Annotated in this window: 28 protein-coding genes and 1 other RNA gene; 25 read left to right on the top strand and 4 right to left on the bottom strand. The window is 33.9% G+C overall.

What is annotated here, in order from left to right; all coding sequences use genetic code 11:
- The first annotated feature begins 85 nt into the window (after positions 1 to 85).
- The 4 genes from P0Y62_04845 (at position 86) to P0Y62_04830 (ending at position 1,919) form a co-directional block, all read left to right on the top strand.
- Positions 86 to 598: a DUF421 domain-containing protein gene (locus tag P0Y62_04845; protein ID WEK70882.1), complete on the top strand. Its 513-nt coding sequence runs from the start codon at positions 86 to 88 to the stop codon at positions 596 to 598.
- Positions 599 to 603: 5 nt separating this feature from the next.
- Positions 604 to 1,098 (top strand): GNAT family N-acetyltransferase, encoded by a 495-nt coding sequence (locus P0Y62_04840; protein WEK70881.1) that lies wholly within the window; start codon positions 604 to 606, stop codon positions 1,096 to 1,098.
- Between the two features lie 106 nt (positions 1,099 to 1,204).
- The gene (locus tag P0Y62_04835; GenBank protein WEK70880.1) at positions 1,205 to 1,501 is read left to right on the top strand and encodes a hypothetical protein; all 297 of its coding nucleotides are present in this window, start codon (positions 1,205 to 1,207) and stop codon (positions 1,499 to 1,501) included.
- A gap of 196 nt (positions 1,502 to 1,697) precedes the next feature.
- Positions 1,698 to 1,919: a hypothetical protein gene (locus P0Y62_04830; GenBank protein WEK70879.1), complete on the top strand. Its 222-nt coding sequence runs from the start codon at positions 1,698 to 1,700 to the stop codon at positions 1,917 to 1,919.
- Positions 1,920 to 1,970: 51 nt separating this feature from the next.
- Here the strand turns inward: P0Y62_04830 and P0Y62_04825 are convergent, their stop codons facing one another.
- Positions 1,971 to 2,285: a DUF4286 family protein gene (locus P0Y62_04825; protein WEK70878.1), complete on the bottom strand. Its 315-nt coding sequence runs from the start codon at positions 2,283 to 2,285 to the stop codon at positions 1,971 to 1,973.
- 150 nt (positions 2,286 to 2,435) lie between these two features.
- Between P0Y62_04825 and gyrA the strand changes: the two genes are divergently transcribed.
- The 6 genes from gyrA to P0Y62_04795 all read left to right on the top strand — a co-directional run bounded on the left by gyrA (position 2,436) and on the right by P0Y62_04795 (position 9,595).
- Complete coding sequence (gene gyrA / locus P0Y62_04820) at positions 2,436 to 5,024, top strand: DNA gyrase subunit A (protein WEK70877.1); 2,589 nt, start codon at positions 2,436 to 2,438, stop codon at positions 5,022 to 5,024.
- 28 nt (positions 5,025 to 5,052) lie between these two features.
- Complete coding sequence (locus P0Y62_04815; protein WEK70876.1) at positions 5,053 to 6,096, top strand: hypothetical protein; 1,044 nt, start codon at positions 5,053 to 5,055, stop codon at positions 6,094 to 6,096.
- 183 nt (positions 6,097 to 6,279) lie between these two features.
- Complete coding sequence (locus P0Y62_04810; GenBank protein WEK70875.1) at positions 6,280 to 7,116, top strand: 1,4-dihydroxy-2-naphthoyl-CoA synthase; 837 nt, start codon at positions 6,280 to 6,282, stop codon at positions 7,114 to 7,116.
- Positions 7,117 to 7,189: 73 nt separating this feature from the next.
- On the top strand, positions 7,190 to 8,119 hold the full coding sequence (gene menA / locus P0Y62_04805) for a 1,4-dihydroxy-2-naphthoate octaprenyltransferase (protein ID WEK70874.1): 930 nt from the start codon (positions 7,190 to 7,192) through the stop codon (positions 8,117 to 8,119).
- Between the two features lie 11 nt (positions 8,120 to 8,130).
- Positions 8,131 to 8,577 (top strand): SRPBCC family protein, encoded by a 447-nt coding sequence (locus P0Y62_04800; GenBank protein ID WEK70873.1) that lies wholly within the window; start codon positions 8,131 to 8,133, stop codon positions 8,575 to 8,577.
- 331 nt (positions 8,578 to 8,908) lie between these two features.
- The gene (locus tag P0Y62_04795) at positions 8,909 to 9,595 is read left to right on the top strand and encodes a metal-dependent hydrolase (protein ID WEK70872.1); all 687 of its coding nucleotides are present in this window, start codon (positions 8,909 to 8,911) and stop codon (positions 9,593 to 9,595) included.
- A gap of 104 nt (positions 9,596 to 9,699) precedes the next feature.
- Here the strand turns inward: P0Y62_04795 and ffs are convergent.
- An RNA gene (ffs, locus tag P0Y62_04790) (signal recognition particle sRNA small type) lies at positions 9,700 to 9,797 on the bottom strand.
- Between the two features lie 131 nt (positions 9,798 to 9,928).
- Between ffs and P0Y62_04785 the strand changes: the two genes are divergently transcribed.
- The 12 genes from P0Y62_04785 (at position 9,929) to P0Y62_04730 (ending at position 20,143) form a co-directional block, all read left to right on the top strand.
- Positions 9,929 to 10,528: a DUF4199 domain-containing protein gene (locus P0Y62_04785; GenBank protein WEK70871.1), complete on the top strand. Its 600-nt coding sequence runs from the start codon at positions 9,929 to 9,931 to the stop codon at positions 10,526 to 10,528.
- 17 nt (positions 10,529 to 10,545) lie between these two features.
- Positions 10,546 to 11,496, top strand: a complete 951-nt coding sequence (locus P0Y62_04780) for a glycosyltransferase family 2 protein (protein ID WEK70870.1) — start codon at positions 10,546 to 10,548, stop codon at positions 11,494 to 11,496.
- Positions 11,497 to 11,512: 16 nt separating this feature from the next.
- Entirely contained in the window at positions 11,513 to 11,884 is a 372-nt protein-coding gene (locus P0Y62_04775) for a hypothetical protein (protein WEK70869.1), read from the top strand.
- Between the two features lie 22 nt (positions 11,885 to 11,906).
- Entirely contained in the window at positions 11,907 to 12,638 is a 732-nt protein-coding gene (locus P0Y62_04770; GenBank protein ID WEK70868.1) for a DUF3667 domain-containing protein, read from the top strand.
- A gap of 6 nt (positions 12,639 to 12,644) precedes the next feature.
- Positions 12,645 to 13,346: a DUF2807 domain-containing protein gene (locus P0Y62_04765; protein WEK70867.1), complete on the top strand. Its 702-nt coding sequence runs from the start codon at positions 12,645 to 12,647 to the stop codon at positions 13,344 to 13,346.
- A gap of 162 nt (positions 13,347 to 13,508) precedes the next feature.
- Complete coding sequence (locus tag P0Y62_04760; GenBank protein ID WEK70866.1) at positions 13,509 to 15,224, top strand: phospho-sugar mutase; 1,716 nt, start codon at positions 13,509 to 13,511, stop codon at positions 15,222 to 15,224.
- A 30-nt stretch (positions 15,225 to 15,254) separates the two neighbouring features.
- Complete coding sequence (locus P0Y62_04755; GenBank protein ID WEK70865.1) at positions 15,255 to 15,611, top strand: four helix bundle protein; 357 nt, start codon at positions 15,255 to 15,257, stop codon at positions 15,609 to 15,611.
- A gap of 53 nt (positions 15,612 to 15,664) precedes the next feature.
- Positions 15,665 to 16,918 (top strand): aminotransferase class I/II-fold pyridoxal phosphate-dependent enzyme, encoded by a 1,254-nt coding sequence (locus P0Y62_04750; GenBank protein ID WEK70864.1) that lies wholly within the window; start codon positions 15,665 to 15,667, stop codon positions 16,916 to 16,918.
- A 155-nt stretch (positions 16,919 to 17,073) separates the two neighbouring features.
- Entirely contained in the window at positions 17,074 to 17,796 is a 723-nt protein-coding gene (gene kdsB / locus P0Y62_04745; protein WEK70863.1) for a 3-deoxy-manno-octulosonate cytidylyltransferase, read from the top strand.
- A gap of 168 nt (positions 17,797 to 17,964) precedes the next feature.
- Positions 17,965 to 18,627 carry a histidine kinase gene (locus P0Y62_04740; GenBank protein WEK70862.1) on the top strand — a complete coding sequence of 221 codons (663 nt, stop codon included), beginning with the start codon at positions 17,965 to 17,967 and terminating at the stop codon, positions 18,625 to 18,627.
- Between the two features lie 14 nt (positions 18,628 to 18,641).
- The gene (locus P0Y62_04735) at positions 18,642 to 19,220 is read left to right on the top strand and encodes a glutathione peroxidase (GenBank protein WEK70861.1); all 579 of its coding nucleotides are present in this window, start codon (positions 18,642 to 18,644) and stop codon (positions 19,218 to 19,220) included.
- A 17-nt stretch (positions 19,221 to 19,237) separates the two neighbouring features.
- Positions 19,238 to 20,143: an ADP-ribosylglycohydrolase family protein gene (locus P0Y62_04730; GenBank protein ID WEK70860.1), complete on the top strand. Its 906-nt coding sequence runs from the start codon at positions 19,238 to 19,240 to the stop codon at positions 20,141 to 20,143.
- Positions 20,144 to 20,149: 6 nt separating this feature from the next.
- Here P0Y62_04730 and P0Y62_04725 read toward each other — a convergent pair whose 3' ends face one another.
- On the bottom strand, positions 20,150 to 20,806 hold the full coding sequence (locus P0Y62_04725; protein ID WEK70859.1) for an NAD(P)H-binding protein: 657 nt from the start codon (positions 20,804 to 20,806) through the stop codon (positions 20,150 to 20,152).
- Positions 20,807 to 20,899: 93 nt separating this feature from the next.
- On the opposite strand from P0Y62_04725, the gene P0Y62_04720 reads away from it, so the two are divergent.
- A complete protein-coding gene (locus P0Y62_04720) occupies positions 20,900 to 21,253 on the top strand; it encodes an MmcQ/YjbR family DNA-binding protein (GenBank protein ID WEK70858.1) in 354 nt (117 codons plus the stop codon).
- Here P0Y62_04720 and P0Y62_04715 read toward each other — a convergent pair.
- The gene (locus P0Y62_04715; protein ID WEK70857.1) at positions 21,250 to 22,170 is read right to left on the bottom strand and encodes a bifunctional riboflavin kinase/FAD synthetase; all 921 of its coding nucleotides are present in this window, start codon (positions 22,168 to 22,170) and stop codon (positions 21,250 to 21,252) included. The two genes, P0Y62_04720 and P0Y62_04715, sit on opposite strands and share 4 nt — an antisense overlap.
- A 289-nt stretch (positions 22,171 to 22,459) precedes the next feature.
- Here P0Y62_04715 and atpD point away from each other — a divergent pair, with 289 nt between their 5' ends.
- Together atpD and P0Y62_04705 are read left to right on the top strand one after the other, a co-directional pair.
- The gene (gene atpD, locus P0Y62_04710; GenBank protein ID WEK70856.1) at positions 22,460 to 23,968 is read left to right on the top strand and encodes a F0F1 ATP synthase subunit beta; all 1,509 of its coding nucleotides are present in this window, start codon (positions 22,460 to 22,462) and stop codon (positions 23,966 to 23,968) included.
- Between the two features lie 96 nt (positions 23,969 to 24,064).
- On the top strand, positions 24,065 to 24,346 hold the full coding sequence (locus P0Y62_04705; GenBank protein WEK70855.1) for a F0F1 ATP synthase subunit epsilon: 282 nt from the start codon (positions 24,065 to 24,067) through the stop codon (positions 24,344 to 24,346).
- Positions 24,347 to 24,391 lie beyond the last annotated feature (45 nt).

Genomic DNA, 24,391 nt, shown 5'->3' with positions numbered 1-24,391 from the left:
TAAAAAACACGACTCTATTATTTAGAATTTTATTTTTGTCAGTCAAAGCAAAAAATCAATACATTTGATAGTATAAAAAACTATTGTGAATCCCATTTTAGATGTCGTTATCCGTTCGCTTTGTGTTTACCTCTTCATGGTGGTTGCTATTCGTTTATTTGGTAAAAATCAGCTTTCACAGCTTAATGCAGGAGATGTTGTCTTACTCTTGCTGATTTCGAATGCGGTTCAGAATGCAATGGTAGGTCCGGATACTTCCTTACAAGGCGGTTTGGTTGCTGCTTTGGTGCTTTTTGCCGCTAATTTTATTTTAAAGAGATTAATGTTCAGAAGTCCGTCATTTAAAACTTTTATGGAGGAAGATCCTGTCATTTTAATAAAGGACGGAGTGGTCATTCAGGAAGCCTTGGATAAAGTAAAGATTACGAGGGATGAACTGGAGGAATCCATCAGAGAACACGGTGTAGACGGAATAGAGAAGGTAAAACTTTCTATTCTTGAAGTGGATGGAAATATAAGTGTGATCTCAGAAGATGATAATAATAAGCAAACACGATATTCCAGAATTAAGAGGAAAAATAAAAGAAAATACCATTAAGCAAAATGAATTATGAATTAAGAGAAATGCTTCCGGCGGATGAAGCAAGAGTGTTAGAAATATTTAAACAGGGTGTTGAAGGAGGGATGGCTACTTTTGAAACTACAGTTCCAACCACTGAAGCTTGGAATATGGAGTATTTTAACGACTGCCGTTGGGTTCTTGAAAATGAAAGCAGTGATGTTGTGGGATGGTGTGCCTTGAAACCTGTGAGTAAAAGAGAGAGTTTTAAAGGAGTGGCGGAAGTAAGCATTTACTTTGAGAATAATTATCAAGGGAAAGGATTAGGCTCTGTTTTGCTTAAAAAGATGATTTTAGATAGCGAAGAGCATGGTTTCTGGACCTTACAGACGAATATCTTTCCCGAAAATGAAGGGGCTTTAAAAGCACATCAAAAAAATGGTTTCCGAATTGTAGGGGTTAGAAAAAAAATAGGCAAATTAAACGGAGTATGGAAGGATGTTGTTATGCTTGAAAGAAGAAGCGAAAATGTTTTTTAACAAAAAAAGTAATAAATTTTCTTAAAATTTTCATATAATTCAATAATAATGCACTATTGGCATTAGTCTTGTAAGTTTCGTAATGTAAATTTGAAAATAACTTGCTATGAATTTTTTAACTAAAGTATTAGGATTTTTCTTAATCATCTTTTCCTTTGCTTTCTATCAGGCTTCACCAATGCAGAGAGGTCATGGACATGGAGATGGGCACGGTCATGGTCACGGACCAAAGCATTCAAAACATTATTATTATGGTCCGCCTAGACCTTATTATAGACCCGTAGTTTATCATCGTCCACCGAGACATCACTATAAAAGGTATTACTACGAACCTGTAAGACCAAGATATTACTCTCACAGACCGCATCGTGTTTCTAGACCTGTAATTATAGTGAAATTATAAAAATATAAATGACTGTTGCTAACAGTCATTTTTTTATGAACTTAATTCGAGATCGCTCATTCTTAGGTGTATGATTTGCTTATTATTAAACTAACAAGTATCGTATGCTTTATTTTTTAATTTTATTTTAATAACTTAATGACTGTTTGGGCATTCCTATTGATCTTTCTGTTAGAAAGTTGAGAAGAGCAACAAAATGAAAAATTTAATCAAAATCATGAGTGTATCGGTGTTATTTTTTACCCTTACCTCATGTATGGTTCGAGAGGACTATGTAGGAAGAGCTCCGGCTGGATATAGAGTGTACGGACCTAGATATGGTGATAGAGTATATATTTATGGTCACGGAGGATATTATGGTGGACATCATTATGGGTATCACAGGGGTTTTGGACATCACCATAATCATAGATGGTAATTGAAATAAAAAGCACTGAAAATTTTCAGTGCTTTTGTTTTATTGGTTAAATTAAAATCTTGATTTTTTAGGATTGAGAAAAGTATTAAAGATCATTACTTCCTGTCCGAACTTTTTTTCAATTCTTTCAGCAATATTTTCCAGTTCACTTTTTACGAAATCATCTCTCAGTCCATCATTGTCGAAAAGCAAAAGGAGATTGTAATTTTTCCCTTCTTCAATGTACTCACTGTGTACTTCGGAAAGAATATATTTGTTGACATCCATTAAATTTTCTGTCATTAAAACCAGTGTTTCGTCAATATAATTTTCCCACTCTTCAAGATGAGTTTTCGTGCAGTGGAAAGTTATACTTAATACGCTCATATTTTTATGAATTTTTAAGATTCTTGTGGATAAATTTTACTGCAAAAATCGGCAAATTTTTCGTAAATTAGCCCGTTAATAAAAATTCAAAAAGAATAATTTTCAGACATACAGCTAAGCGTCTGACTATCATTATAATAAAATTTGTTTATGCAAAAAGAAGGAGAAAGATTGATTCCTATCAACATTGTTGATGAAATGAAGTCGTCTTATATCGATTATTCGATGTCGGTTATCGTTTCAAGAGCGTTACCAGACGTAAGAGACGGTTTGAAACCTGTTCATAGAAGAGTACTTTACGGTATGTATGGATTAGGGGTTTTTTCTAATAGAAAATATTTAAAATCTGCGAGAATTGTTGGGGATGTTTTGGGTAAATATCACCCGCATGGAGACTCCTCTGTATATGATGCAATGGTGAGAATGGCTCAGGACTGGAGTTTGCGTTATCCTCAGGTAGATGGTCAGGGTAACTTTGGTTCTATGGATGGTGACCCACCTGCAGCAATGCGTTATACTGAAGCAAGGTTGAAAAAAATCTCTGATGAGGTTCTTTCTGACTTAGACAAAGAAACAGTTGATTTTCAGAATAACTTCGACGACAGTTTGCAAGAGCCGACAGTAATGCCTTCAAAAATTCCAAACCTTTTGGTAAACGGAACTTCCGGTATTGCAGTAGGGATGGCGACAAATATGGCTCCTCATAATTTAACTGAGGCCGTAAATGCAATCTGTGCTTATATTGATAACAGAGAAATTACAATTGATGAATTAATGCAGCACATCATCGCTCCGGATTTCCCGACTGGCGGGATTATTTATGGATATGATGGGGTAAGAGATGCTTTCCATACAGGTAGAGGAAGAGTGGTTCTTAGAGCTAAAGTTGCTTTCGAAGAAATCGGAAACAGAAATGCGATTATCGTCAACGAAATTCCTTATCAGGTAAACAAGGCTGAAATGATTGCAAGAACTGCCGAACTTGTTAAAGATGAAAAAATTCCAGGAATTTATGAAATCAGAGATGAGTCGGACAGAAGAGGTCTTCGTATCGTTTATGAATTGAAAAATGATGCAATTCCTAATGTTGTTTTAAATTTATTATATAAATATACTTCACTTCAGACATCTTTCAGTGTTAATAATATTGCTCTGGTTCATGGTAGACCGGAACAATTAAACCTAAAAGACATCATTCATCACTTCGTAGAGCACAGACATGAAGTTATTGTAAGAAGAACTCAATTTGAGCTTAAAAAAGCAAAAGAAAGAGCACATATCTTAGAAGGTTTCATGAAAGTGATCGGAACGCAGGATTCTTTAGATAGAGCAATCTCAATTATCCGTCACTCTGCAAACCCACAGGCTGCAAAAGAAGGATTGATTGAAGCATTCGAACTTTCTGAAATTCAGGCTCAGGCAATCCTAGATTTACGTCTTGCACGTTTGACAGGAATGGAGCTCGATAAAATCCGTGATGAGTATGATGCAATCATGAAAGAAATTGCAGACCTGGAAGATATTTTAGCTAATGAGCCTAGAAGATTCCAGATCATTAAGGATGAATTGATTGAAGTTAAAGAAAAATACGGCGACGAAAGAAGAACTGAAATCGATTATTCAGGAGGTGAAATGTCTATTGAAGACATTATTCCGAACGAATCTGTAGTTCTTACTATTTCTCACGCAGGCTATATTAAGAGAACTTCTCTTTCGGAATATAAAATTCAAAGTAGAGGTGGCGTAGGAAACAAAGCGGCAACAACAAGAGATTCTGACTTCTTAGAATACATTGTTTCTGCAACAAACCACCAATATATGTTGTTCTTTACAGAAAAAGGTAGATGTTACTGGTTAAGAGTATTCGAAATTCCTGAAGGTTCTAAAACGGCTAAAGGAAGAGCAGTACAAAACCTTATTAACATTGAACCGGATGATAAGATCAAAGCATATATCAGAACAAATAACTTAAAAGACTCTGAATACGTAAATCAGATGAGTGTTGTGATGGTTACTAAAAATGGTACTATTAAGAAGACATCATTGGAAGCGTACTCAAGACCGAGAGTAAACGGGGTAAATGCGATTGAAATTAGAGACAATGATCAGTTGTTAGGCGCTTATTTAACAAACGGAAATTCCCAGATCATGATTGCTACCAAAAATGGTAAATGTATCCGTTTCCCGGAAGAGAAGGTAAGAGAAGTAGGTAGAGGTTCTATTGGGGTTCGTGGTATTGCTATGGAGGATAATGACGAGGCTATTGGTATGATTGTTGTGAATGATGTGGAGAAAGAAACGGTTCTTGTGGTATCTGAAAAAGGATACGGAAAGAGAACAGCTGTTGAGGACTACAGAATCACCAACAGAGGAGGAAAAGGAGTGATTACTCTAAACATTACCGAAAAAACAGGAAATCTGATTGCTATCCAGAATGTAACAGATGAAGATGGATTGATGATTATCAATAAATCCGGTGTTGCGATCAGAATGAATATGGATGAAATGAGAGTGATGGGTAGAAATACGCAGGGGGTAAGAATGATTAACCTTAAGAAAAATGACGAAATTGCAGCAATTGCAAAAGTAGAAATGGATAAAGATGTAGCAGAAGAAGATGAAGAAAATGAAGAAGGAGCAGAAATTGTAGCTGATAACCAGGAAAACAATACAGAAATACCTCAGGTAGAAAATGAAAACGCTGCAGAGGAAACTGAGAATTCTGATTCAGAAGAATAAATTGTACAATTAATATAAAATAGTTATTATGAAGAAACTAATTTTAGGTATGGCTATTGTTGCATCTGCTTTTGCTTTCGGACAGAAAGAGGATGTAAATGCTAAGTTGCAAGCCGCTAACAAAACGGCGATGGATGCTTATAATACAAAGAATTATGCTGTTGCGGCTCCTAAGTTTATTGAAGTATATGAGCTGTTAAAAAGTAGCGGACAGGATGATAAAACCTATATGTATTATGCTGGTCTAAGTTATGCATTAGCTAATAGTATAGATCCTGCTATAAAAATTTATACTGACTTAATCAACTCAGGATATACAGGTGTTCAAACAACTTATTCGGCAAAAGATAAGAAAACAGGACAAACCGTTCCTTTGGATAAAAATACTTTTGAGTTAATGAAAAAAAATCCGGATTATTCTGATTTTAAAACTGAACAGACTAAAAGTGTAGAGCCGGATTTGTACGAAACTTTGTCAACATTACTATTAAATGCCAAGAAAAATGATGAAGCTCTGGCTATCATCGAAAAAGGATTGGCAAAATATCCTAATAATGCTAAGTTAAAAGAATATCAGGGAACTGCATTATATGCATCTGGAAATACAGATAAATTTATGCAGAACCTAAAAGAGCAGTTAGTTAAAAATCCTAATGATGCGACCAATTGGTATAATTTAGGAGTTTTACAATCTAAAAATCCAGCTACTAAAAATGATTCTTTTGAATCATTTAAAAAAGCAATTGCACTTGCTGCCAATGATCCTAAATTGCTTGGTAATGCATACCAAAACTTAGTATATACAACGATTGGAGATGATGATGCTGCAGTAAAAGAAATTAATGGTCTGAGAAAAACTAAGCCGGATGATGCTACTAAATTAATAGAGGCCAGAAGAGCTAGATTTGATCAGGCTTTACCTCACGCTGAAAGCTGGTATAAAGCTCAACCTGGAAATTTAGATGCTGTTTCTACTTTGAAAGATATATATGGTATTACTAAAAATCTAGCAAAGTACAATGAAATGAAAGCTAAAGAAGCTGAAATTCAAGCAAAACAAGCTGCTAAATAATTTCTATAAATATCAGAACGAGATACAAACCGAAACATTTTAGTTTCGGTTTTTTATTTTTTAGTCAAATATTAGATATAATGATTTTTAAGAAAATTCGGTTAACTTTTCCCTTTATTCTCATCAAAAATCAATGTTAAAATTCTCTGCAATTCCGTATCTTTGAGAAAAATTTTTACAAAAATGATCGAGTGGAAAACCGTCAAAGAATACGATGATATTACTTACAAAAAATGTAATGGTGTAGCGCGAGTTGCTTTTAACAGACCGGAAGTTCGAAACGCTTTCAGACCTAAAACTACTTCAGAATTATATGATGCTTTTTATGATGCATCAGAAGATTCGTCGATAGGTGTTGTATTGCTTTCTGGTGAAGGACCAAGTCCAAAAGACGGAGGTTGGGCTTTCTGCAGTGGTGGAGATCAAAAAGCAAGGGGACATCAAGGATATGTGGGAGAAGACGGAAGACATCGGTTGAATATTTTGGAAGTTCAGCGTTTAATTCGTTTCATGCCAAAAGCTGTTATTGCAGTTGTTCCGGGATGGGCTGTTGGAGGAGGACATTCTCTTCATGTGGTTTGTGATCTGACATTGGCCAGTAAAGAGCACGCTATTTTCAAACAAACCGATGCAGATGTTACAAGTTTTGACGGAGGGTACGGTTCTGCCTATTTAGCAAAAATGGTAGGACAGAAAAAAGCTCGTGAAATTTTCTTTTTAGGAAGAAACTACTCCGCTCAGGAAGCTTTCGAAATGGGAATGGTAAATGCTGTAATTCCTCATGACGAATTAGAAGATACAGCTTACGAATGGGCTCAGGAAATTCTGGCAAAATCTCCGACATCAATCAGAATGCTGAAATTTGCGATGAACCTTACAGATGACGGTATGGTTGGACAGCAGGTTTTCGCAGGCGAAGCAACTCGTTTGGCTTATATGACAGAAGAAGCTCAGGAAGGAAGAAATGCATTCTTAGAAAAAAGAAAGCCGAATTTCGGAAAAGATAAATGGATATCTTAAAAAAAATAATTGGTAATTGATAAATGATAACATCGAATATTATTTATCAATTATCGTTTATCAATTATAATATATGACTGATTGGATAAAAGCCGCAAGGCTACGTACATTGCCGCTTTCACTGAGCGGAATTATAATGGGAGCTTTCATTGCTAAATGGAGACTTTACGGTGAAGGCGGAACATGGGACTGGAGAATCTTTGCATTAGCATTGGTTGTGACTTTGTTATATCAGGTTCTTTCGAATTACGCTAATGATTATGGAGACGGAGTAAAAGGAACAGATGCAAAACGAGCTTCAGAAGCAGAAACAAGAGCGGTGGCTTCAGGGAAAATTACCGCGAAGCAAATGAAAAATGCAGTGATTCTTTTCTCTGTTTTATCTTTTGTAGCAACAGTTGCCCTTTTATATGTTGCGTTCATTCCGAATTATATGAAAGAATTTTATATTTTCATCGGATTGGGAGTTGCTTCTATTTTAGCGGCGATTGGTTATACGGTAGGGAAAAAACCTTACGGATATATGGGATTGGGAGATATTTTCGTGTTTATCTTTTTCGGATTGGTTTCTGTATGCGGAAGTTACTTCTTATTTACAAAATCGTTCAGTTGGGATATGTTATTGCCGGGAACAGCCATTGGAATGATGAGTATGGCTGTTTTAAATCTGAATAACATGAGAGATATCGAAAGTGATAAACTGTCAGGAAAAAACAGTTTTGCACTGAGAATCGGATTTAAAAATGCAATGATCTACGAAATGATTCTTCTGCAGCTTCCATTAATTTTAATGTTGATGTTTTTAGCAGTAAACGGATTCTTCCAGACGCAAAACTATTACGTTTTTATTGTGATGATTCTTATGCTTCCGTTAATGAAACTAAGAAGACAGATCATGGCGGTAAAAAATCCTAAAGAACTTGATCCGTTTTTAAAGCAGGTTGGAATTATGACTTTTGTAATGGCAGTTCTTACCGCTTTTGGACTTAATTTTTTCCATTAAAATATAAAATTGTGAATTCAAATGTCTACGTTGAAGCTCAGATGCTGATCAGAAAGCCGGTTCAAGATGTTTTTAATGCATTTATTAATCCGGAAGTGACCACTCATTTTTGGTTTACAAAATCAACCGGAAAATTAGAAGAAGGAAAAACAACGACTTGGGAATGGGAAATGTATGGAGTGAAAACAGATGTTGAAGTAATTCAGATTATTGAAAATCGGATAATAAAAACCGTCTGGGGAAAACCTTCAACGAATGTAGATTACATATTCGAAGAAATGGAAAAAGGGACTCTTGTGATTATTAAAAGCTACGGATTTTCTCAGGAAGGAGAAGATTTGCTGAAAATCATTAATGATAATACAGGAGGTTTTACAACGGTTTTGGATGGCTGTAAAGCTTATCTTGAACATGGAATCAATTTGAAATTAATTGAAGATAAATTTCCATCAAAATAATCATCAATGAGAAATAGTTATAAAATTATTTCCTGGTTATCAATAATTCTATCTGTTGGTTTCTTTTTGTTACTACTTAAAGAATTAATATTTGGAGAATCATCTTTATCAGAAATTGCGATATTACCTATCATTTTAGGAATAATTCTGACTATTGATTTTTTGATCTCTTTCTGGATATTAAAACAGAAGATAAAACCGAATATTTTTATTCAAATATTTCAAACTGTAATCATTATATATTGTTTGTACCTGATCTACTATTACAATAGTGATATGTCAGTGAAAGTAGATCTAGTTATAACTCCATAAATTTTAAAATAAATTAAAAATGAAAATACAATACTTAGGACAAAACTGTTTTTTGTTCACTTACAAAGACAAAACAATCTTGAGCGACCCTTTCTACAACTACAAAAAAGCAGAATCAGGGTTTGATATCTCCGCTCAGAAAATTGATTATATTTTATTGACTCATGCACATGGAGATCATATTGCGGATGTGGCGGAAGTATTAGAGTTTCACTCGGAAGCCACTCTTATAGCTGTTCCTGAAATCTGTGGATATTTCAAAACGGCAAAAAATACAGATGACGTAAACTTAGGAGGGTCGGCAAAAATCGACGATCTTAAAATTTCCATGGTTCCGGCTCACCATACAAGTTCTTTCCCTGATGGAAGCTATGGAGGTGTTCCTGTAGGATATATTTTCAGACTTCCTGAAGGTAGAAACATTTATCTGGCTGGTGATACTGGAGTAATGGCAGATATGGAGCTGTTTCCAAGATTATACGGGAATTTAGACCTTTCTATTCTTCCTATTGGAAGTCATTACACCATGTGTCCGAGAAAAGCGGCTTTTGCAGCAGCAGAATTATTGAAAACACCGAAGGTAATCGGATGTCACTTTGATACTTTCCCTGCGATTGAAATTGATCATGAAAGCGCATTGAAACATTTTGCAGATAAAAATGTAGAACTTGTTTTACCAAAATTAGGAGAGGAGTTCGAATTTTAAAAAATGTTGAAAGGTAATTTGAAAATCAGAATTAAAATGTTGAAGTTTTGAGAAACAAAAAAAGATAATTTTCAAATTACCTCTCTTCAACTTAAACCAATAAAAAATGGCAAGCTACCTAAATCACACCGCTACGACCGATTACCTTTGCTGCGTTCCCACCCTGGAGGGTTCTCAGGAGCTGGTTGTTTAGGACTTGCCGTTGCAAAGGTAGGAATATTTTATAAACTTCAAAACATTATTAAAGAAAAAATAGTTGAAAACTCTAGTAATAGAGCTAAATAATTGAAATTTAGAACAATAATTTTTCAACTTTTTTCAAAAAAATTAGATATGACGAAAAGTCCATCAACATTAGGAATTATACTTTTTATCGCTACAATGCTTGTCTTTTTTGTAGTGTATCACTTTTTCTCAGGAATCAATTATTTTGATATTTCATTGAAAGTCAATGCTTTCGTTTTGCCTATTTTATATGCGGCTACTGCTTTCTGGTCTGTAAAATCTTATTGGAACAACCATAGAAAAGTAAGTTTCAAAGATGCATTCAAAAGAGCGTTTGTTCCGATGTTTATTGGGGGAATTCTTTCTGTTTTCAGTATTTATGCATTCTTAAATTTTGTAGATACCGATGCTAAAAAATTGCTGAATTACCAGTATGTAACCAGACAAAAATCTGAACTTGATGCAGAATACAATTCAGCAAAGAAGATTTTGAAGCATCAGAAAGATATTGATGAACTCGATCAGAAATACAAAGAAGGACTTCAGAGATTTAATCCGCAGGCAATTAAGGGAAAAGATATGCTTACAGCAAGTCATTTTTCAGGATATTTTGCTGCAATTCTGATATTTTACGTAGTTTTGTCAGTGTTTTTTGGGGCGTTTTTCAGAACAAAAACTATTCAACCCGAAACAACTGAAAACCAATAATATTTATTTAAAATTAAATGAACTTATCTATAGTTATTCCGTTACTGAACGAAGAAGCATCTTTGGAAGAACTTTTTTCCAGGATTGATAATGTTTGCCAGTCAAACAGTCTATCCTACGAAATTTGGTTTGTAGATGACGGAAGTACAGACTTATCCTGGAGCATTATTGAAAACCTGAAGGTTCAGCACCCTCAGGTTCACGCTATAAAATTCTCAAAAAATTATGGAAAATCTCAGGCATTACATGCTGCTTTTGAAAGAACAAATGGAGATGTAATTATTACAATGGATGCTGATTTACAGGACTTTCCTGAAGAAATTCCAGAATTATATTCAATGGTGGTCAATGAAAATTACGACATTGTTTCCGGATGGAAAAAGAAGCGTTTTGATAACATAATGACGAAAAATGTGCCGTCAAAATTATTCAATGCAGCAGCAAGAAAAGTTTCGGGAGTTTATCTTCATGATTTCAATTGCGGGTTAAAAGCGTATAAAAAGCAGGTCGTAAAAACAATCGATGTATATGGAGATATGCACCGTTACATTCCGGTTTTAGCTGCGAATGCCGGTTTCAGAAGAATTACTGAAAAAGAAGTTCAACATCAGGCAAGACCTTACGGAACCTCAAAATTCGGAACAGAAAGATTTATTAGGGGATTTTTAGATCTGGTAACCCTTTGGTTTGTAAGTCGTTTCGGTGGAAGACCCATGCATTTTTTCGGAGCGGTGGGAACTTTAATGTTTATTGTGGGTTTCCTTTCTGCGCTTTGGCTGGGAATTTCAAAATTAATTGATGTTGCCAGAGGAATTTACGGACATTTAATTACCAATAATCCTTGGTTCTACATTGCATTGACTATGATGCTTATGGGAACATTGCTTTTTGTAGCAGGATTTTTAGGGGAAATGATTATCAGAACCAACAGAGAGCATAAGAATTATAATATTGATGAAGTGATCTAATTAATTGATGTTTAAAATGAAATTTTTTAAATTATCATTAATTGTTGTAGTCATTTTATCTTCATGTAGGTCAAAAAATGTCGTAGGAGCTTGGGAGTTTATTGAAGTTTATGAAGGAGTTGTAATTAATACTATTGATACTCTAAGAATTAAGGAAAATAACTCTCAAAAAGGAACCGGAACTTTGGTTTTTAATGATGACCAGACTTTTTCATCAATGGATTTGAAAGGTGATTATCAAAAAAGAAAAAGTTTATTAAAATTAAAATATACGACTGATAAAGATACTGTTGTAATGAATATTTCTTATTTAGATAAAAATTATTTATTATTATCATCATTATCGGAAAGGCCTACAACATGGTTTTATAGGAAAATAAAAAATTAAATAGGATGTATTAATTTGAACAATGAGTAAAAAAAGTTGTTTGAACTGTGGTCATTCAATCTCCAATGAGTTTTGTGCTCATTGCGGACAGAAAGCTGACACAGCAAGAATAACTCCACATTCGCTCATCAAAAATGATATTTTAGGATCTGTTTGGCATGTAGAAGCTAAATTTTTCCATACTTTAAAAAATCTTTTGTTCAGGCCTGGAATAACGGCTATGAACTACATCTCAGGGAAAAGAATCAGATACAACAATTTTATATCGTTGTTGCTGATTCTTTTTGGTTTTAATGTTTTAACATATCATTTTTATAAAAAGTTTGCTCCTCCGGAAGTGCTTACAGATGATGTTCTGGATATGATGAATTTCATTTCAAAATATTCCAAGACTATCTTATTTGTGATTATTCCAATGCTTGCCTTTAATGCTTATTATTTATTTAAAAGGATAAAATTGAATATTGCGGAGCATTTTATCATAGGAACAGTGAGTCTTTTAGGAATTTTAATCCTATTTTTGCTAAGTGATATGGTAAGTTTAATAGGTTTATGGAAACCTGTTGAGAAAATTTTCAATATCATTGATAAAATCTTATTCGGTCTTTCTATTCTTTTTCCGGCAATTACTTATTGGAATGCTTTTAAAAATTCATACTCAAAACCAGGATTACTGTGGAGAGTATCAGTTCTTTATGTATTGATGGGAGTAGAAAGTCTGGGTATAATTGCGGTTTTATATGAAATATTTTAATTGAATATGAAAAAAATATTGTACACATTGGCTTTGGTTGCTGTGGTTTCCTGTGGAAAAGTTTCTCCCAAAGGAAAAATTGAAAGGAAAGATGTAGGTGTTTCAGAATTTGTAAATCTGGATCTGGAAGGAAAATTTCGTGTGTTTTATGCAAGAGGGGCTAAAAACTTTGTGGAAATAGAAACATACCCGAATGTTGCTGATAACCTGGATGTTGATGTAGATAACAAAACGCTTTCTATTAAAGAAAAACGGGAGACCAAAGGTGTAGATTTTTATAATGTTACGATCTATTCAAAATATAATCTGGAAAAAGTGACTATCTCAGATTCCGTAGAAATGAATATTTCAAGCGAAATAAAGACGGATAACTTTCGATTGAATTTAAAAAATTACGCTACATTTATGGGTTCGGTAAATACAAGGAGAGCAGAAGTGGAAATGCAAAACCGAAGCCGCGCCAATTTTTTGGGACAAACAAGAAATGCAGTGATAAAGATCTCTGATACAGCAAGTTTAATTGCTCCCTATTGGAAAATAGATAACCTGAATATCTATTCAAAAAATGGAAATTATGCAGAAGTAAATGTAAAAGATTCACTAAAAGGACATATACAGAATACTGCGAAATTCTTATATTATAATGATCCGATCCGAGCCTTTAAAATTGATAAAAATACACGGGTAGAAAATAAAAAACTGGATTAAGTAAATTGCTGTAAATTAAATTACAATTTTGTCATTCTGAATGAAGTGAAATGAAATGAAGAATCTCTTTTAAAGTAAAAAGATTTTCCTTTCTTCAAAATGACAGAGTCTAAAACGAAAAATAAGGAACTTTACAAACTATATAAAGAACAAAATACAAATATGACAACATTAGAAAAAGCGAAACTTTGGTTAAGTGACACATTCGATAAGGAAACGAGAGATGCTGTTCAATTGTTAATTGAGGGCAATTCGCCTGACCTGGAAGATTCATTTTACAGAGAGCTGGAGTTTGGAACAGGAGGGATGAGAGGGATTATGGGGGTTGGAACCAATCGTTTAAATAAATATACGTTAGGTCAAGCAACACAGGGACTTGCGAATTATATGTTAAAGCAGTTTGAAGGAGAAGAAATCAAAGTTGCGATTGCTTATGACGTAAGAAATAATTCAAAAGAATTCGGAAAATTGGTAGCAGATGTTTTGACAGCAAATGGAATCAAGGTATTGCTTTTCAAAAATCACAGACCGACTCCGGAACTGTCTTTCACTGTACGTGATAAAAAATGCAACGGAGGAATTGTGTTGACAGCTTCTCATAATCCGCCAGAATATAATGGCTATAAAGTATATTGGAATGACGGCGCACAAATTGTCCCGCCAAATGATGAAGCGATCATCAACGAAGTATATTCCGTAAAATTTGAAGAAATTAAATTCAATGGAAACGATGATCTGATTGAATGGATCGGAGAGGAGCAGGATGATGTCTATATCGATGCTTGTATTGAAAACTCAACTTATCAGAATGTTGGAAAAGAAAATTTAAATATAGTTTTCACCTCTATCCACGGAACAACATATACAACGGTTCCAAAAGCTTTGGAGAAAGCAGGTTTCAAAAAAATAGATTTGGTTAAAGAACAAATGATCCCGAGCGGAAATTTCCCTACGGTAGATTCTCCGAATCCGGAAGAACCGGCTGCATTGGAAATGGCAATGGATCTTGCTAAAATTACTAACGCAGATATTGTGATCGGAACGGATCCGGATGGTGACAGATTAGGTATTGCGGTTAGAAATTTGGATGGTGAAATTGAATTGTTAAACGGAAACCAGACCAACACAATTCTTACCTATTATATTCTGAATGAATGGAAAAAGCAAGGAAAAATCACAGGAAAAGAATTCATCGGTTCCACGATCGTAACTTCTGATATTTTCTTTGATATTGCTCAAAAATTCGGAGTTGACTGTAAAGTTGGATTGACCGGATTCAAATGGATCGGGAAAATGATCCGTGATTTTGAAGGAAAAGAAAAATTCATTTGTGGAGGTGAAGAAAGTTTCGGATTCATGACGGGAGATTTCGTTCGTGATAAAGATTCTTGCGGAAGTATCATTTTAGCGTGCGAAATTGCGGCTTGGTGTAAAGCTAACGGAAAAACGATGTACCAATACATGATTGAAATTTATCAGGAATTGGGAATGTATTACGAAGGTCTGATCAATCTTGTAAGAAAGGGTAGAGATGGAGCAGAAGAAATTCAGAATATGATGAAGAATTTCCGTGAAAACCCTCCGAAAGAACTAGCTGGTTCATTGGTTAAAGAAGTAAAAGACTTTAAAGAACAGACAAACTTTATTGTTTCTTCGAATGAGAAAAAAGTAATGAATGATATTCCAAAATCAAATGTATTGATTTATTACACCCAGGACGGAACGAAAGTCTGCGTAAGACCTTCGGGAACAGAACCTAAAATTAAGTTCTATGTTTCTGTAAAAGATTCTGTTACCTCCGAAGCAGATTTCAGAGAGAAACTAAAATCTTTGGAAGAGAAAATTAATCAGGTAAAAAACGATTTACAACTAACATGATAATGAGTTATAAGTTTTGAATTATGAATTATGAGTGACAGTATTATTGGGAAAAAAAGTTTTGAATTTGCTATAGAAATTGTAAATTTTTATAAAAAATTCAGTTCAGAGAAAAAAGAATTTATACTTTCTAAACAGGTTTTGAGATCAGGAACTTCTGTTGGAGCCAATGTTAGGGAAGCTTTAAATGCTCAGAGCAGAATGGATTTTATACATAAACTTTCTATTTCTCAAAAAGAATGTGACGAAACAATTTACTGGCTTGAACTTCTGTTTGCAACAGATTATATATCAAAAGAAGAATTTGAGAAGTTAAAAAATCAGGCTACAGAAATTTTAAAAATCATAAGAAGTATAATTATAACAACAAAAAATAAAAACTCATAACTCATCATTAATAACTTATAACATTAATACTATAATTCTAAATTTAAAATAAAGTGAAAGTTTCAAAATTAGCGGCGAACCTGATCGGTTCTGAAATTGTAAAAATTGGTAATGAAGTAAACGATTTAAAGGCAAAAGGAGCGGAGATCGCGAATCTTACGATTGGTGATTTGAATTCTAATATTTATCCGATTCCTGCAAAATTGAAGGAAGAAATTCAGAAAGCTTATCAGAATAATCTGACAAATTATCCGCCTGCAAATGGACTTTTATCTTTAAGAAAAGAAGTTTCCAAAGACTTAAAAACCAGATGGAACCTTAATTATTCACCAAACGATATTTTAATTACTGCCGGATCAAGACCATTAATTTACGCAGTTTACAAAACAATCGTTGATGAAGGGGATAAAGTGGTTTATCCTACACCATCATGGAATAATAATCATTATGCATACCTTACTTCTGCGGATGCTGTAGAAGTGAAGACTACTCCTGAAAATAATTTTCTTCCCACTGCAGATGATTTGAGGCCGCATTTATCTGGTGCTGTTTTACTTGCTCTTTGTTCTCCATTGAATCCTACTGGAACAATGTTTACAAAAGAACAACTTTCAGAAATCTGCGAATTGATTTTAGAAGAAAATAAAAAGAGAGGAGAAGATGAAAAGCCATTATACTTAATGTATGACCAGATCTATTCTAACCTTACTTTCGGGGCAGAACACGTAGATCCTGTTTCTCTTTTCCCGGAAATGAGAGAATACACAATTTACATTGATGGTATTTCAAAATGTCTTGCTGCAACAGGAGTTCGTGTAGGATGGGGATTCGGTCCTTCTCATATTTTGGATAAAATGAAAGCTCTTCTGACACACGTTGGAGCTTGGGCACCAAAACCTGAGCAGGAAGCTACTGCAAAATATTATGAAAACCCAGAAGAAGTAAATGCTTTCGTAGAAGATTTCAAAAATAAATTGGAAGCAAGTTTAAAAGTTCTTCACGGTGGAATTCAGGATTTAAAAGGCAAAGGTCTTGCAGTTGATAGTATCGAACCGATGGGAGCACTTTATCTGACAATCAAATTGGACTATATCGGAAAAACAAAACCGGACGGTACACTTATCGAAAATTCTTCTGATTTGGTATTCTATTTAATCAATGAAGCAGGCGTTGCTTTAGTTCCTTTCTCTGCTTTCGGAGAAGAAAAAACTGAGCCTTGGTTCAGAGCTTCTGTAGGAGGTTTGGCAACTGACGAAATTTCTGTAATGATGCCGAAATTAGAAAATGCTTTGAATAATTTGAAGTAATTTTAAAAAAATCAGATGCTTCGACAGGCTCAGCATGACAGCTCTAATACTAACAATTTATTTTTTGTTTTTTTTAGCAATGTCATGCTGAGCCTGTCGAAGCATCTTTCAAAATAAGAAGATTCATAATTAATAACTTATAACGATTTTAACTTATGAAAATTATCGCAGTCATTCCTGCACGTTACGAAGCAAGCCGTTTCCCGGCAAAACTTATGCAGATGTTGGGTGAAAAAACCGTTATTACGACAACCTATCAGAATGTGGTAGAAACAGGTTTGTTTGATGAAGTATTTGTGGCTACGGATTCGGAAATTATTTTTGATGAAATTGTACAAAATGGAGGAAAAGCCGTTATGACAGGTCAACATGAAACAGGAAGCGACCGAATTGCTGAAGCTGTACAAAATATTGACTGTGATATTGTGATCAATGTTCAGGGAGATGAACCTTTTCTTAAATTAGAGCCTTTGCAACAATTGATTGATGTTTTCCATAATGATGATAATCAGGAAATTTCTTTAGCTTCTTTAAAAATTAAACTTACTGAAAAAGAAGAGATTGAAAATCCAAATAACGTGAAAGTTATTACCGATAACAATGGTTTCGCATTATATTTCAGCCGTTCCGTAATTCCGTTTCACCGCGAAATTTCCTATAAAGTAGATTATTTTAAACATATTGGAGTATATGCTTTCAGAAAATATGCTTTAATCCAGTTTTCAAAATTAGAAATGAAACCTTTGGAAATCTCTGAAAAAATAGAATGCATCCGTTATCTTGAATATGGGATGAAAATCAAGCTTATAGAAACCAATTTTGTAGGAGTTGGTATCGATACTCCGGAAGATCTGGAAAAAGCAAGAAAATTAATCTAACTGCTTAATAATTGGGTTGATTTCATTCAGATGGAAGCGTAGCAGAATGAACAATCTTAAAGTAAATTACATTTTTTGAGTATTTGCTTACACAAAAGCATTTTTACGATTTTACATTCTTACAGATTCACCGTAAAAATCTTATATTTGAATTTATAAATAAAATTAATGAAGAAGTTACTTTTAGTTTTCGTCCTGACATTTTCGTATTTCTCTTATGCTCAGACAGCAAAGGAAATTATAGATAAAAATATTGAATTGTCCGGAGGATTAACAAATTGGAAGCTGTTAAATTCAGTATTACTTCAAGGGAAAGTAATTTTAGGAATCAAAGATGAATATCCGATCAAAATTTATCAGCAACGTCCTAATCTTACCAAAACGGTTCTGACTATTAATAATAAAGATACTGCGATTGAAGGTTATGACGGAGTAAAAGGCTATGCGATGAACTATGCGACCAATAAGCTTCAGGAATATACGGATTATAAGCCTGAAAGTTTTGATAATGACTTTATAGACTGGGAAAATAAAGGTTTTGAAGCAAAATATGTCGGGAAAGAGAAAATAGGAAATATATATTGCTATAAGGTTGAATTAACTAAAAATGTAAACAAGAATATTTATTATTTTGACAGCAAAACTTATATGTTGCTGAGAGAAATAAAAAAAGATGAAACGTTGGATTATTCTGATTATAAAAAAGTTGGAAGCCTTTTAATGCCTTTCAGAATAGAATCTTCAAGTGCGAAAAAAGACGGAGATTATGTAATGTTATTGAATAAAATAGAAATCAATAAAGTATTTCCGGCCAATATTTTCAAATTCTAAATAAAAATATTAAAATGAAAAAAATCTTTTTATTGCTGCTTTCTTTTGTAGCGTTTTTTAATAGTTGTGCTCAGAAAAAAAGTGAATCATCTAAAGCTAAAACTAAAGAACTTATGGGAAAATCAATTTACGATTTTAAAGTTGATGCCTTGGAAGAAGGAAAACAAATCAACTTTGCAGATTTTAAAGGTAAAAAAATCCTTATTGTAAATACAGCTTCTGAATGTGGATTTACCCCGCAATATGCTGATCTGGAAAAGGTATATGAAGAATACAAAGGTAAGGTAGTGGTTATAGGTTTCCCGGCAAATAATTTTGGAGGACAGGAACCGGGAACCAATCATGAAATCGGTGCTTTCTGCCAGAAAAATTATGGAGTGACTTTTCCTATGGCAGCAAAAGTTTCTGTAAAAGGGGATGATACTGCTCCTATCTTTAAGTATCTAACAGAAAAAGAATTAAATGGAGTGAAGAATACTACGATTCTTTGGAACTTCACAAAATTCTTGATTGATGAAAACGGAAAACTAATCGATTCTTTTGTAAGTACTACAAAACCTACGGATGAAGCGATTACAAAGTACTTGAAGTAAATAGAAACTCAAATTTAATGAATTTTCAGGATCAATTTAAAGCATGTATTATTGGTGGAGCAATCGGCGATGCTTGGGGAAGCGGTTATGAAAATGAAACTTTATTAAATGATTCAGAAATTTATTATTGGGGTAAAAAGCCTTCAAAGCTAAGAAAATGGCAAATAACGGACGATACCCAATTTACACTTGCAACTTGCGAAACTTTAGCCAAAGGTAAATTTGATCCTGAAAATTTACTTAATACATTTGTTGATTATTATAAAAATAATAAATTAACTGGTGTTGGAGCATCTACACTTAAAGCTATTTTAGATAAAGAATCTGGTTTTCACTGGAGCCAATGTGGGCGTACAGGTGAATTTGCCGCAGGAAATGGAGGAGCAATGAGAATTGCTCCTTTTGCTTTTTTTGAAAACATTACAAGGGAAGACATTTTTAATGCATGTAAAATTACTCACAGAAATGATGAAGCTTTTGCAGGAGCTTTGGCTGTATATTTGTCTTTAAAAGCCATTTTGAATTCTAACTGGACTGGAAATAACAACCTCTTCGATGTGATTATTCATGAGCTTCCTGATACAAATGTGAGAGATCGATTAATTAAAATAAATGAGCTTGGATCAAGTTTTAAAATTTCTGAAATAGCAGAATTGGGAAATAACGGGTATGTTGTAAATTCTATTCCATTTGCAATTTTCTGTTCAACTAAAGTTGTTGATTTGGGACTAGAAGAAATGTTTCAACAAATTATTAATTCGGGTGGCGACACGGACACCAATGCTTCAATAGCTGGACAAATTGCTGGAACTTTAATAGGATACAAAAATATCCCCCAAGAATTGATTACAAAACTTAAGAATTTAAAAGAATATAGCTGGATTGAAAAGATTATTGATGAAACAAAATTAATGATAAAATAATATTTCTTACTCATTGCTTTTCTCCGCGAAACAAAAAATATTTCCGAGCTTAATGCTGGAATAGCCATTGCTTTTTATCTTTGAAGATTTGATCATAGCTTTAGCTAAAATATTTGTTGGTAAAGGTTTTTGACTTTCTAGTAAACCCAATGTATTGGCGAATTTTATAATTCTGCTTCCTAAGACTTCTCCGGTTCTGTCCGAATCTTTTCTTTCAAGCATTCCGGGTTTAAAAATAGTTATCTTATTAAAATGAAGTTGTTTTACTGCTTCTTCTAGCTCACCTTTCATTTTAGAATAAAAGATCTTTGATTTTGGATTGGCTCCATACGCTGAGACTAAAATATAATCTTCTACATTATTTTCTTTAGCAGCTTGTGCAAACTCATACTGGTAATTATAATCCACTTTTCGTTGTGCCTCTTTGCTTCCGGCAGCTTTTAACGTTGTTCCGAGACAGGAAAATGCAACATCTCCTTTTACAAGATCTTTCCATTCTTCAGGCTTTTCAAAATTCACGAGATGGACGTTGAGCTTATTATTTTGAATATCAATGGGTTTTCTTACAAAAACATCCACTTCTTCAAAATCCTGATCATTGAGTAGCTGATTTACCAGATCTTTTCCTGTAGCACCTGTAGCGCCGATTACCAAAGCTTTCATAAAATAATGTTGTTTGTAGTAATGATGTTTCTTTCTTAAATTTACTAAATTTGACGTAAAGTTTTATAAAAAATATACCATTACCCACAAAATATGGATGCCAACGAAATTTTAGATTACTGTCTTGCCAAAAAAGGAGTTACCGAAAGTTTTCCTTTTGATAATGAAACCCTTGTCATGAAGGTTGGAACAAAAATGTTTTTATTAATGGCTTTAGAAAAGCAGCCTTTAGGAATTAATGTCAAAACGGATCCGGAATGGAGTGCAGAGCTGAGAGAACAATATCCGCAGATTACAGGAGCATTTCATATGAATAAGACCCACTGGAACTCTGTAATGATAGATGGTCTCAAGAGAGATTTAATTTTTAAATTGATCGATCAGTCTTATGATTTGGTATTTAATTCTTTAACAAAAAAAGTAAGGGAAGAGATTTCAAATGCTTAGAACTTAAATTCCTCTGTCAATCTTTTATCTTCATCTAGTCTTTCAATTAATTTTTCCAGTCCTTCGAATTTGATTTCATCATGAAGAAAATCCCTGAATTTTACGATAATCTTTTCATCATAAATATCCCCTTCAAAATCAAGAATGTAAACTTCAACGGTCAGTTTTTCCCCATTAACGGTAGGATTGGTTCCCACACTTAGCATTCCTTTATATTGCTGTCCTTTTACAAAAACTTCAACGATATAAGCTCCTTTTTTAGGTAAAAGTTTGAAAGATTCTGTTTCGATATTGGCTGTTGGATAACCTATGGTTCTTCCTATTTTTTTGCCATGAACAACAGTTCCTGTAACAGAATAGGAATAGCCAAGCATTTCGTTTGCTTCTTTGATGTTTCCTGTTAAAAGTGCATTTCGGACCTTGGTAGAACTGATATTATTTTCGTGAATATTGATAGCTTCCATTTGTTCTACTTCAAAATCAAGTTCTTTTGAAAGCTTTTGAAGCAACTCAAAGTTTCCGCTTTTGTTTTTTCCAAAAGAATGATCGTACCCGATGATAAGATATTTTACATTTAACTTATCAATTAAAATCTGACGTACAAATTCTTCTCCTGTTAAATTTCTAAATTCATCATCGAATTCCTTTAGAAAAAGATTATCAATCCCGTATTTTTCCATCAGATATTTTTTTTCTTCCAATGTATTCAGAAGTTTTAAATCTTCATTAGGATTAAAAACAAATCTTGGATGGGGCCAAAAAGTAAGTATTGCGGTTTCAAGATTGTTCTCAGAACCTATTTTTAGCAATTCGTCAATAATACTCTTGTGCCCAAGATGTACCCCGTCAAACATCCCTAAAGACAGTGCCAAAGGTTTTTGAGAAGTGTAATCTGTGAAATTTTTGAAAACTTTCAAAACGGGAAAAATTTTGACTGCAAATATAAAGCCTTTAAAATTATCTGTTATTATATCGTAAGAGTTATTTTCAAGTAATGATTTTTTATGCCATCTATTATTCGAATCTGATCAACAATTTTTCTATTTCATAGAATCTTTGTAAATTGTGTTGATAAGCAGATTTTTCAAAAAAATAAATATTAAAATCCAAATTTTAAATTCTTCTAAAAGCATGATAAAAATCTCTTTTTTACCAATTGTGAGTTTATGAAGAATCATTATATTTGCACCAAGAAAAAATTTAGCAATGGCAAACCAAATTAAAGGTAAAATTTCTCAAATTATTGGTCCGGTAATCGACGTTGTCTTCAGTGATGTGGAAGCAATTCCAGCGATCTATGATGCGTTAGAAATTACAAAAGAAAACGGTGAAAAAGTAGTTTTAGAGGTAGAACAACATATTGGCGAAGATACAGTAAGATGTATCGCAATGGACGCTACTGACGGTCTTAAAAGAGGGCAGGATGTAATCGGATACGGAAATCCTATTACAATGCCAATCGGAGAGGCTGTAAATGGAAGACTATTCAACGTTGTTGGTGATGCTATCGACGGACTTAAAGATATTTCTAAGGAAGGTGGTCTTCCAATTCACAGACCAGCTCCAAAATTTGATCAACTTTCAACTTCTGCAGAAGTTTTATTTACAGGTATTAAAGTAATCGACTTAGTTGAGCCTTACGCAAAAGGAGGTAAAATTGGTTTGTTCGGAGGTGCAGGTGTAGGTAAAACAGTATTGATCCAGGAGTTGATTAACAATATTGCAAAAGGACACGGAGGACTTTCAGTTTTTGCCGGAGTAGGTGAAAGAACGAGAGAAGGAAATGACCTTTTGAGAGAGATGCTAGAATCAGGAATCATCAAGTATGGTGAAGATTTCATGCACTCTATGGAAAACGGAGGTTGGGATCTTTCTAAAGTAGATTTAGAAGTTATGAAAGATTCAAAAGCAGCATTCGTTTTCGGACAGATGAATGAGCCACCTGGTGCGAGAGCGAGAGTTGCACTTTCTGGTCTTACATTGGCTGAATATTATAGAGACGGTGGAGAAAGCGGACAAGGTAGAGATGTACTTTTCTTCGTAGACAACATCTTCCGTTTTACACAGGCTGGTTCTGAGGTATCTGCACTTCTAGGTCGTATGCCATCTGCAGTAGGTTACCAACCGACACTTGCTTCTGAAATGGGTGCGATGCAGGAAAGAATTACCTCAACTAAAAACGGTTCAATTACTTCAGTACAAGCAGTTTATGTACCTGCGGATGACTTAACTGACCCGGCTCCTGCAACTACGTTTGCTCACTTGGATGCCACTACGGTACTTGATAGAAAGATTGCTTCATTAGGTATTTATCCTGCGGTAGATCCTTTGGCTTCTACTTCAAGAATCTTGGCTCCTGAAGTTATCGGTCACGATCACTATAACTGTGCTCAAAGAGTAAAAGAAATTCTTCAAAGATACAAAGCGCTTCAAGATATCATCGCGATCCTTGGTATGGAAGAACTTTCTGAAGAAGATAAATCAGTAGTTTACCGTGCAAGAAAAGTTCAGAGATTCTTATCTCAGCCTTTCCACGTAGCTGAACAATTTACAGGTATTCCAGGATCATTGGTAGATATCAAAGATACCATCAAAGGATTCAACATGATTATGGATGGTGAATTAGATCACTTACCAGAAGCTGCTTTCAACTTGAAAGGGACTATCGAGGAAGCTATCGAAGCTGGACAAAAAATGTTGGCTGAAAACGCTTAATAAATTAGACACAAGATTTTTAGACCTGAGATAAGAGACATTATTTGTCAAAAATCTTTTAATCTTCAATCTTTTAATCTTTTAATCTAAATTAAAATGAATATAAAAATTTTAACACCAGAATACGTAGTTTTTGAAGGAGAAGTAAACTCAGTATTGTTGCCTGGAAAAAATGGTGAGTTTCACATCATGAAAAACCACGCAGGAATTGTTTCTTCTTTAATTGGTGGTAAAGTAAAATTGTATGCTAATTCTATTGATGAAGCATATGCTAAAAACTTTACTAGAGAAAGCGATAAAGATTCTGTTTTTTCTTATCCAATCAAAAGCGGTGTTGTAGAATTTAATCATGATAAAGGAATTATCCTTTGTGAATAATTAAATGAAAAGCTAAATATATTTTCAAGAAAGTGTAACTTTGGT

The organism is Candidatus Chryseobacterium colombiense (genome assembly GCA_029203185.1).
Lineage (GTDB): Bacteria > Bacteroidota > Bacteroidia > Flavobacteriales > Weeksellaceae > Chryseobacterium > Chryseobacterium colombiense.
Note: the sequence above shows the minus strand (reverse complement) of the source record. Positions and strands in the feature narration are given on the sequence as shown.

What these genes read in the sequence shown, in the direction of transcription:
- P0Y62_04835 (WEK70880.1), top strand. Translation starts at nt 1,205, where the DNA reads ATGAATTTTTTAACTAAAGTATTAGGATTTTTCTTAATCATCTTTTCC.
- P0Y62_04725 (WEK70859.1), bottom strand. Translation starts at nt 20,806, where the DNA reads ATGAAAGCTTTGGTAATCGGCGCTACAGGTGCTACAGGAAAAGATCTG.
- kdsB (WEK70863.1), top strand. Translation starts at nt 17,074, where the DNA reads ATGAAAATTATCGCAGTCATTCCTGCACGTTACGAAGCAAGCCGTTTC.
- gyrA (WEK70877.1), top strand. Translation starts at nt 2,436, where the DNA reads ATGCAAAAAGAAGGAGAAAGATTGATTCCTATCAACATTGTTGATGAA.
- P0Y62_04815 (WEK70876.1), top strand. Translation starts at nt 5,053, where the DNA reads ATGAAGAAACTAATTTTAGGTATGGCTATTGTTGCATCTGCTTTTGCT.
- P0Y62_04840 (WEK70881.1), top strand. Translation starts at nt 604, where the DNA reads ATGAATTATGAATTAAGAGAAATGCTTCCGGCGGATGAAGCAAGAGTG.
- P0Y62_04780 (WEK70870.1), top strand. Translation starts at nt 10,546, where the DNA reads ATGAACTTATCTATAGTTATTCCGTTACTGAACGAAGAAGCATCTTTG.
- P0Y62_04825 (WEK70878.1), bottom strand. Translation starts at nt 2,285, where the DNA reads ATGAGCGTATTAAGTATAACTTTCCACTGCACGAAAACTCATCTTGAA.
- atpD (WEK70856.1), top strand. Translation starts at nt 22,460, where the DNA reads ATGGCAAACCAAATTAAAGGTAAAATTTCTCAAATTATTGGTCCGGTA.
- P0Y62_04740 (WEK70862.1), top strand. Translation starts at nt 17,965, where the DNA reads ATGAAGAAGTTACTTTTAGTTTTCGTCCTGACATTTTCGTATTTCTCT.
- P0Y62_04720 (WEK70858.1), top strand. Translation starts at nt 20,900, where the DNA reads ATGGATGCCAACGAAATTTTAGATTACTGTCTTGCCAAAAAAGGAGTT.
- P0Y62_04830 (WEK70879.1), top strand. Translation starts at nt 1,698, where the DNA reads ATGAAAAATTTAATCAAAATCATGAGTGTATCGGTGTTATTTTTTACC.
- P0Y62_04735 (WEK70861.1), top strand. Translation starts at nt 18,642, where the DNA reads ATGAAAAAAATCTTTTTATTGCTGCTTTCTTTTGTAGCGTTTTTTAAT.
- P0Y62_04765 (WEK70867.1), top strand. Translation starts at nt 12,645, where the DNA reads ATGAAAAAAATATTGTACACATTGGCTTTGGTTGCTGTGGTTTCCTGT.
- P0Y62_04810 (WEK70875.1), top strand. Translation starts at nt 6,280, where the DNA reads ATGATCGAGTGGAAAACCGTCAAAGAATACGATGATATTACTTACAAA.
- P0Y62_04785 (WEK70871.1), top strand. Translation starts at nt 9,929, where the DNA reads ATGACGAAAAGTCCATCAACATTAGGAATTATACTTTTTATCGCTACA.
- P0Y62_04770 (WEK70868.1), top strand. Translation starts at nt 11,907, where the DNA reads ATGAGTAAAAAAAGTTGTTTGAACTGTGGTCATTCAATCTCCAATGAG.
- menA (WEK70874.1), top strand. Translation starts at nt 7,190, where the DNA reads ATGACTGATTGGATAAAAGCCGCAAGGCTACGTACATTGCCGCTTTCA.
- P0Y62_04795 (WEK70872.1), top strand. Translation starts at nt 8,909, where the DNA reads ATGAAAATACAATACTTAGGACAAAACTGTTTTTTGTTCACTTACAAA.
- P0Y62_04730 (WEK70860.1), top strand. Translation starts at nt 19,238, where the DNA reads ATGAATTTTCAGGATCAATTTAAAGCATGTATTATTGGTGGAGCAATC.
- P0Y62_04775 (WEK70869.1), top strand. Translation starts at nt 11,513, where the DNA reads ATGAAATTTTTTAAATTATCATTAATTGTTGTAGTCATTTTATCTTCA.
- P0Y62_04705 (WEK70855.1), top strand. Translation starts at nt 24,065, where the DNA reads ATGAATATAAAAATTTTAACACCAGAATACGTAGTTTTTGAAGGAGAA.
- P0Y62_04755 (WEK70865.1), top strand. Translation starts at nt 15,255, where the DNA reads ATGAGTGACAGTATTATTGGGAAAAAAAGTTTTGAATTTGCTATAGAA.
- P0Y62_04760 (WEK70866.1), top strand. Translation starts at nt 13,509, where the DNA reads ATGACAACATTAGAAAAAGCGAAACTTTGGTTAAGTGACACATTCGAT.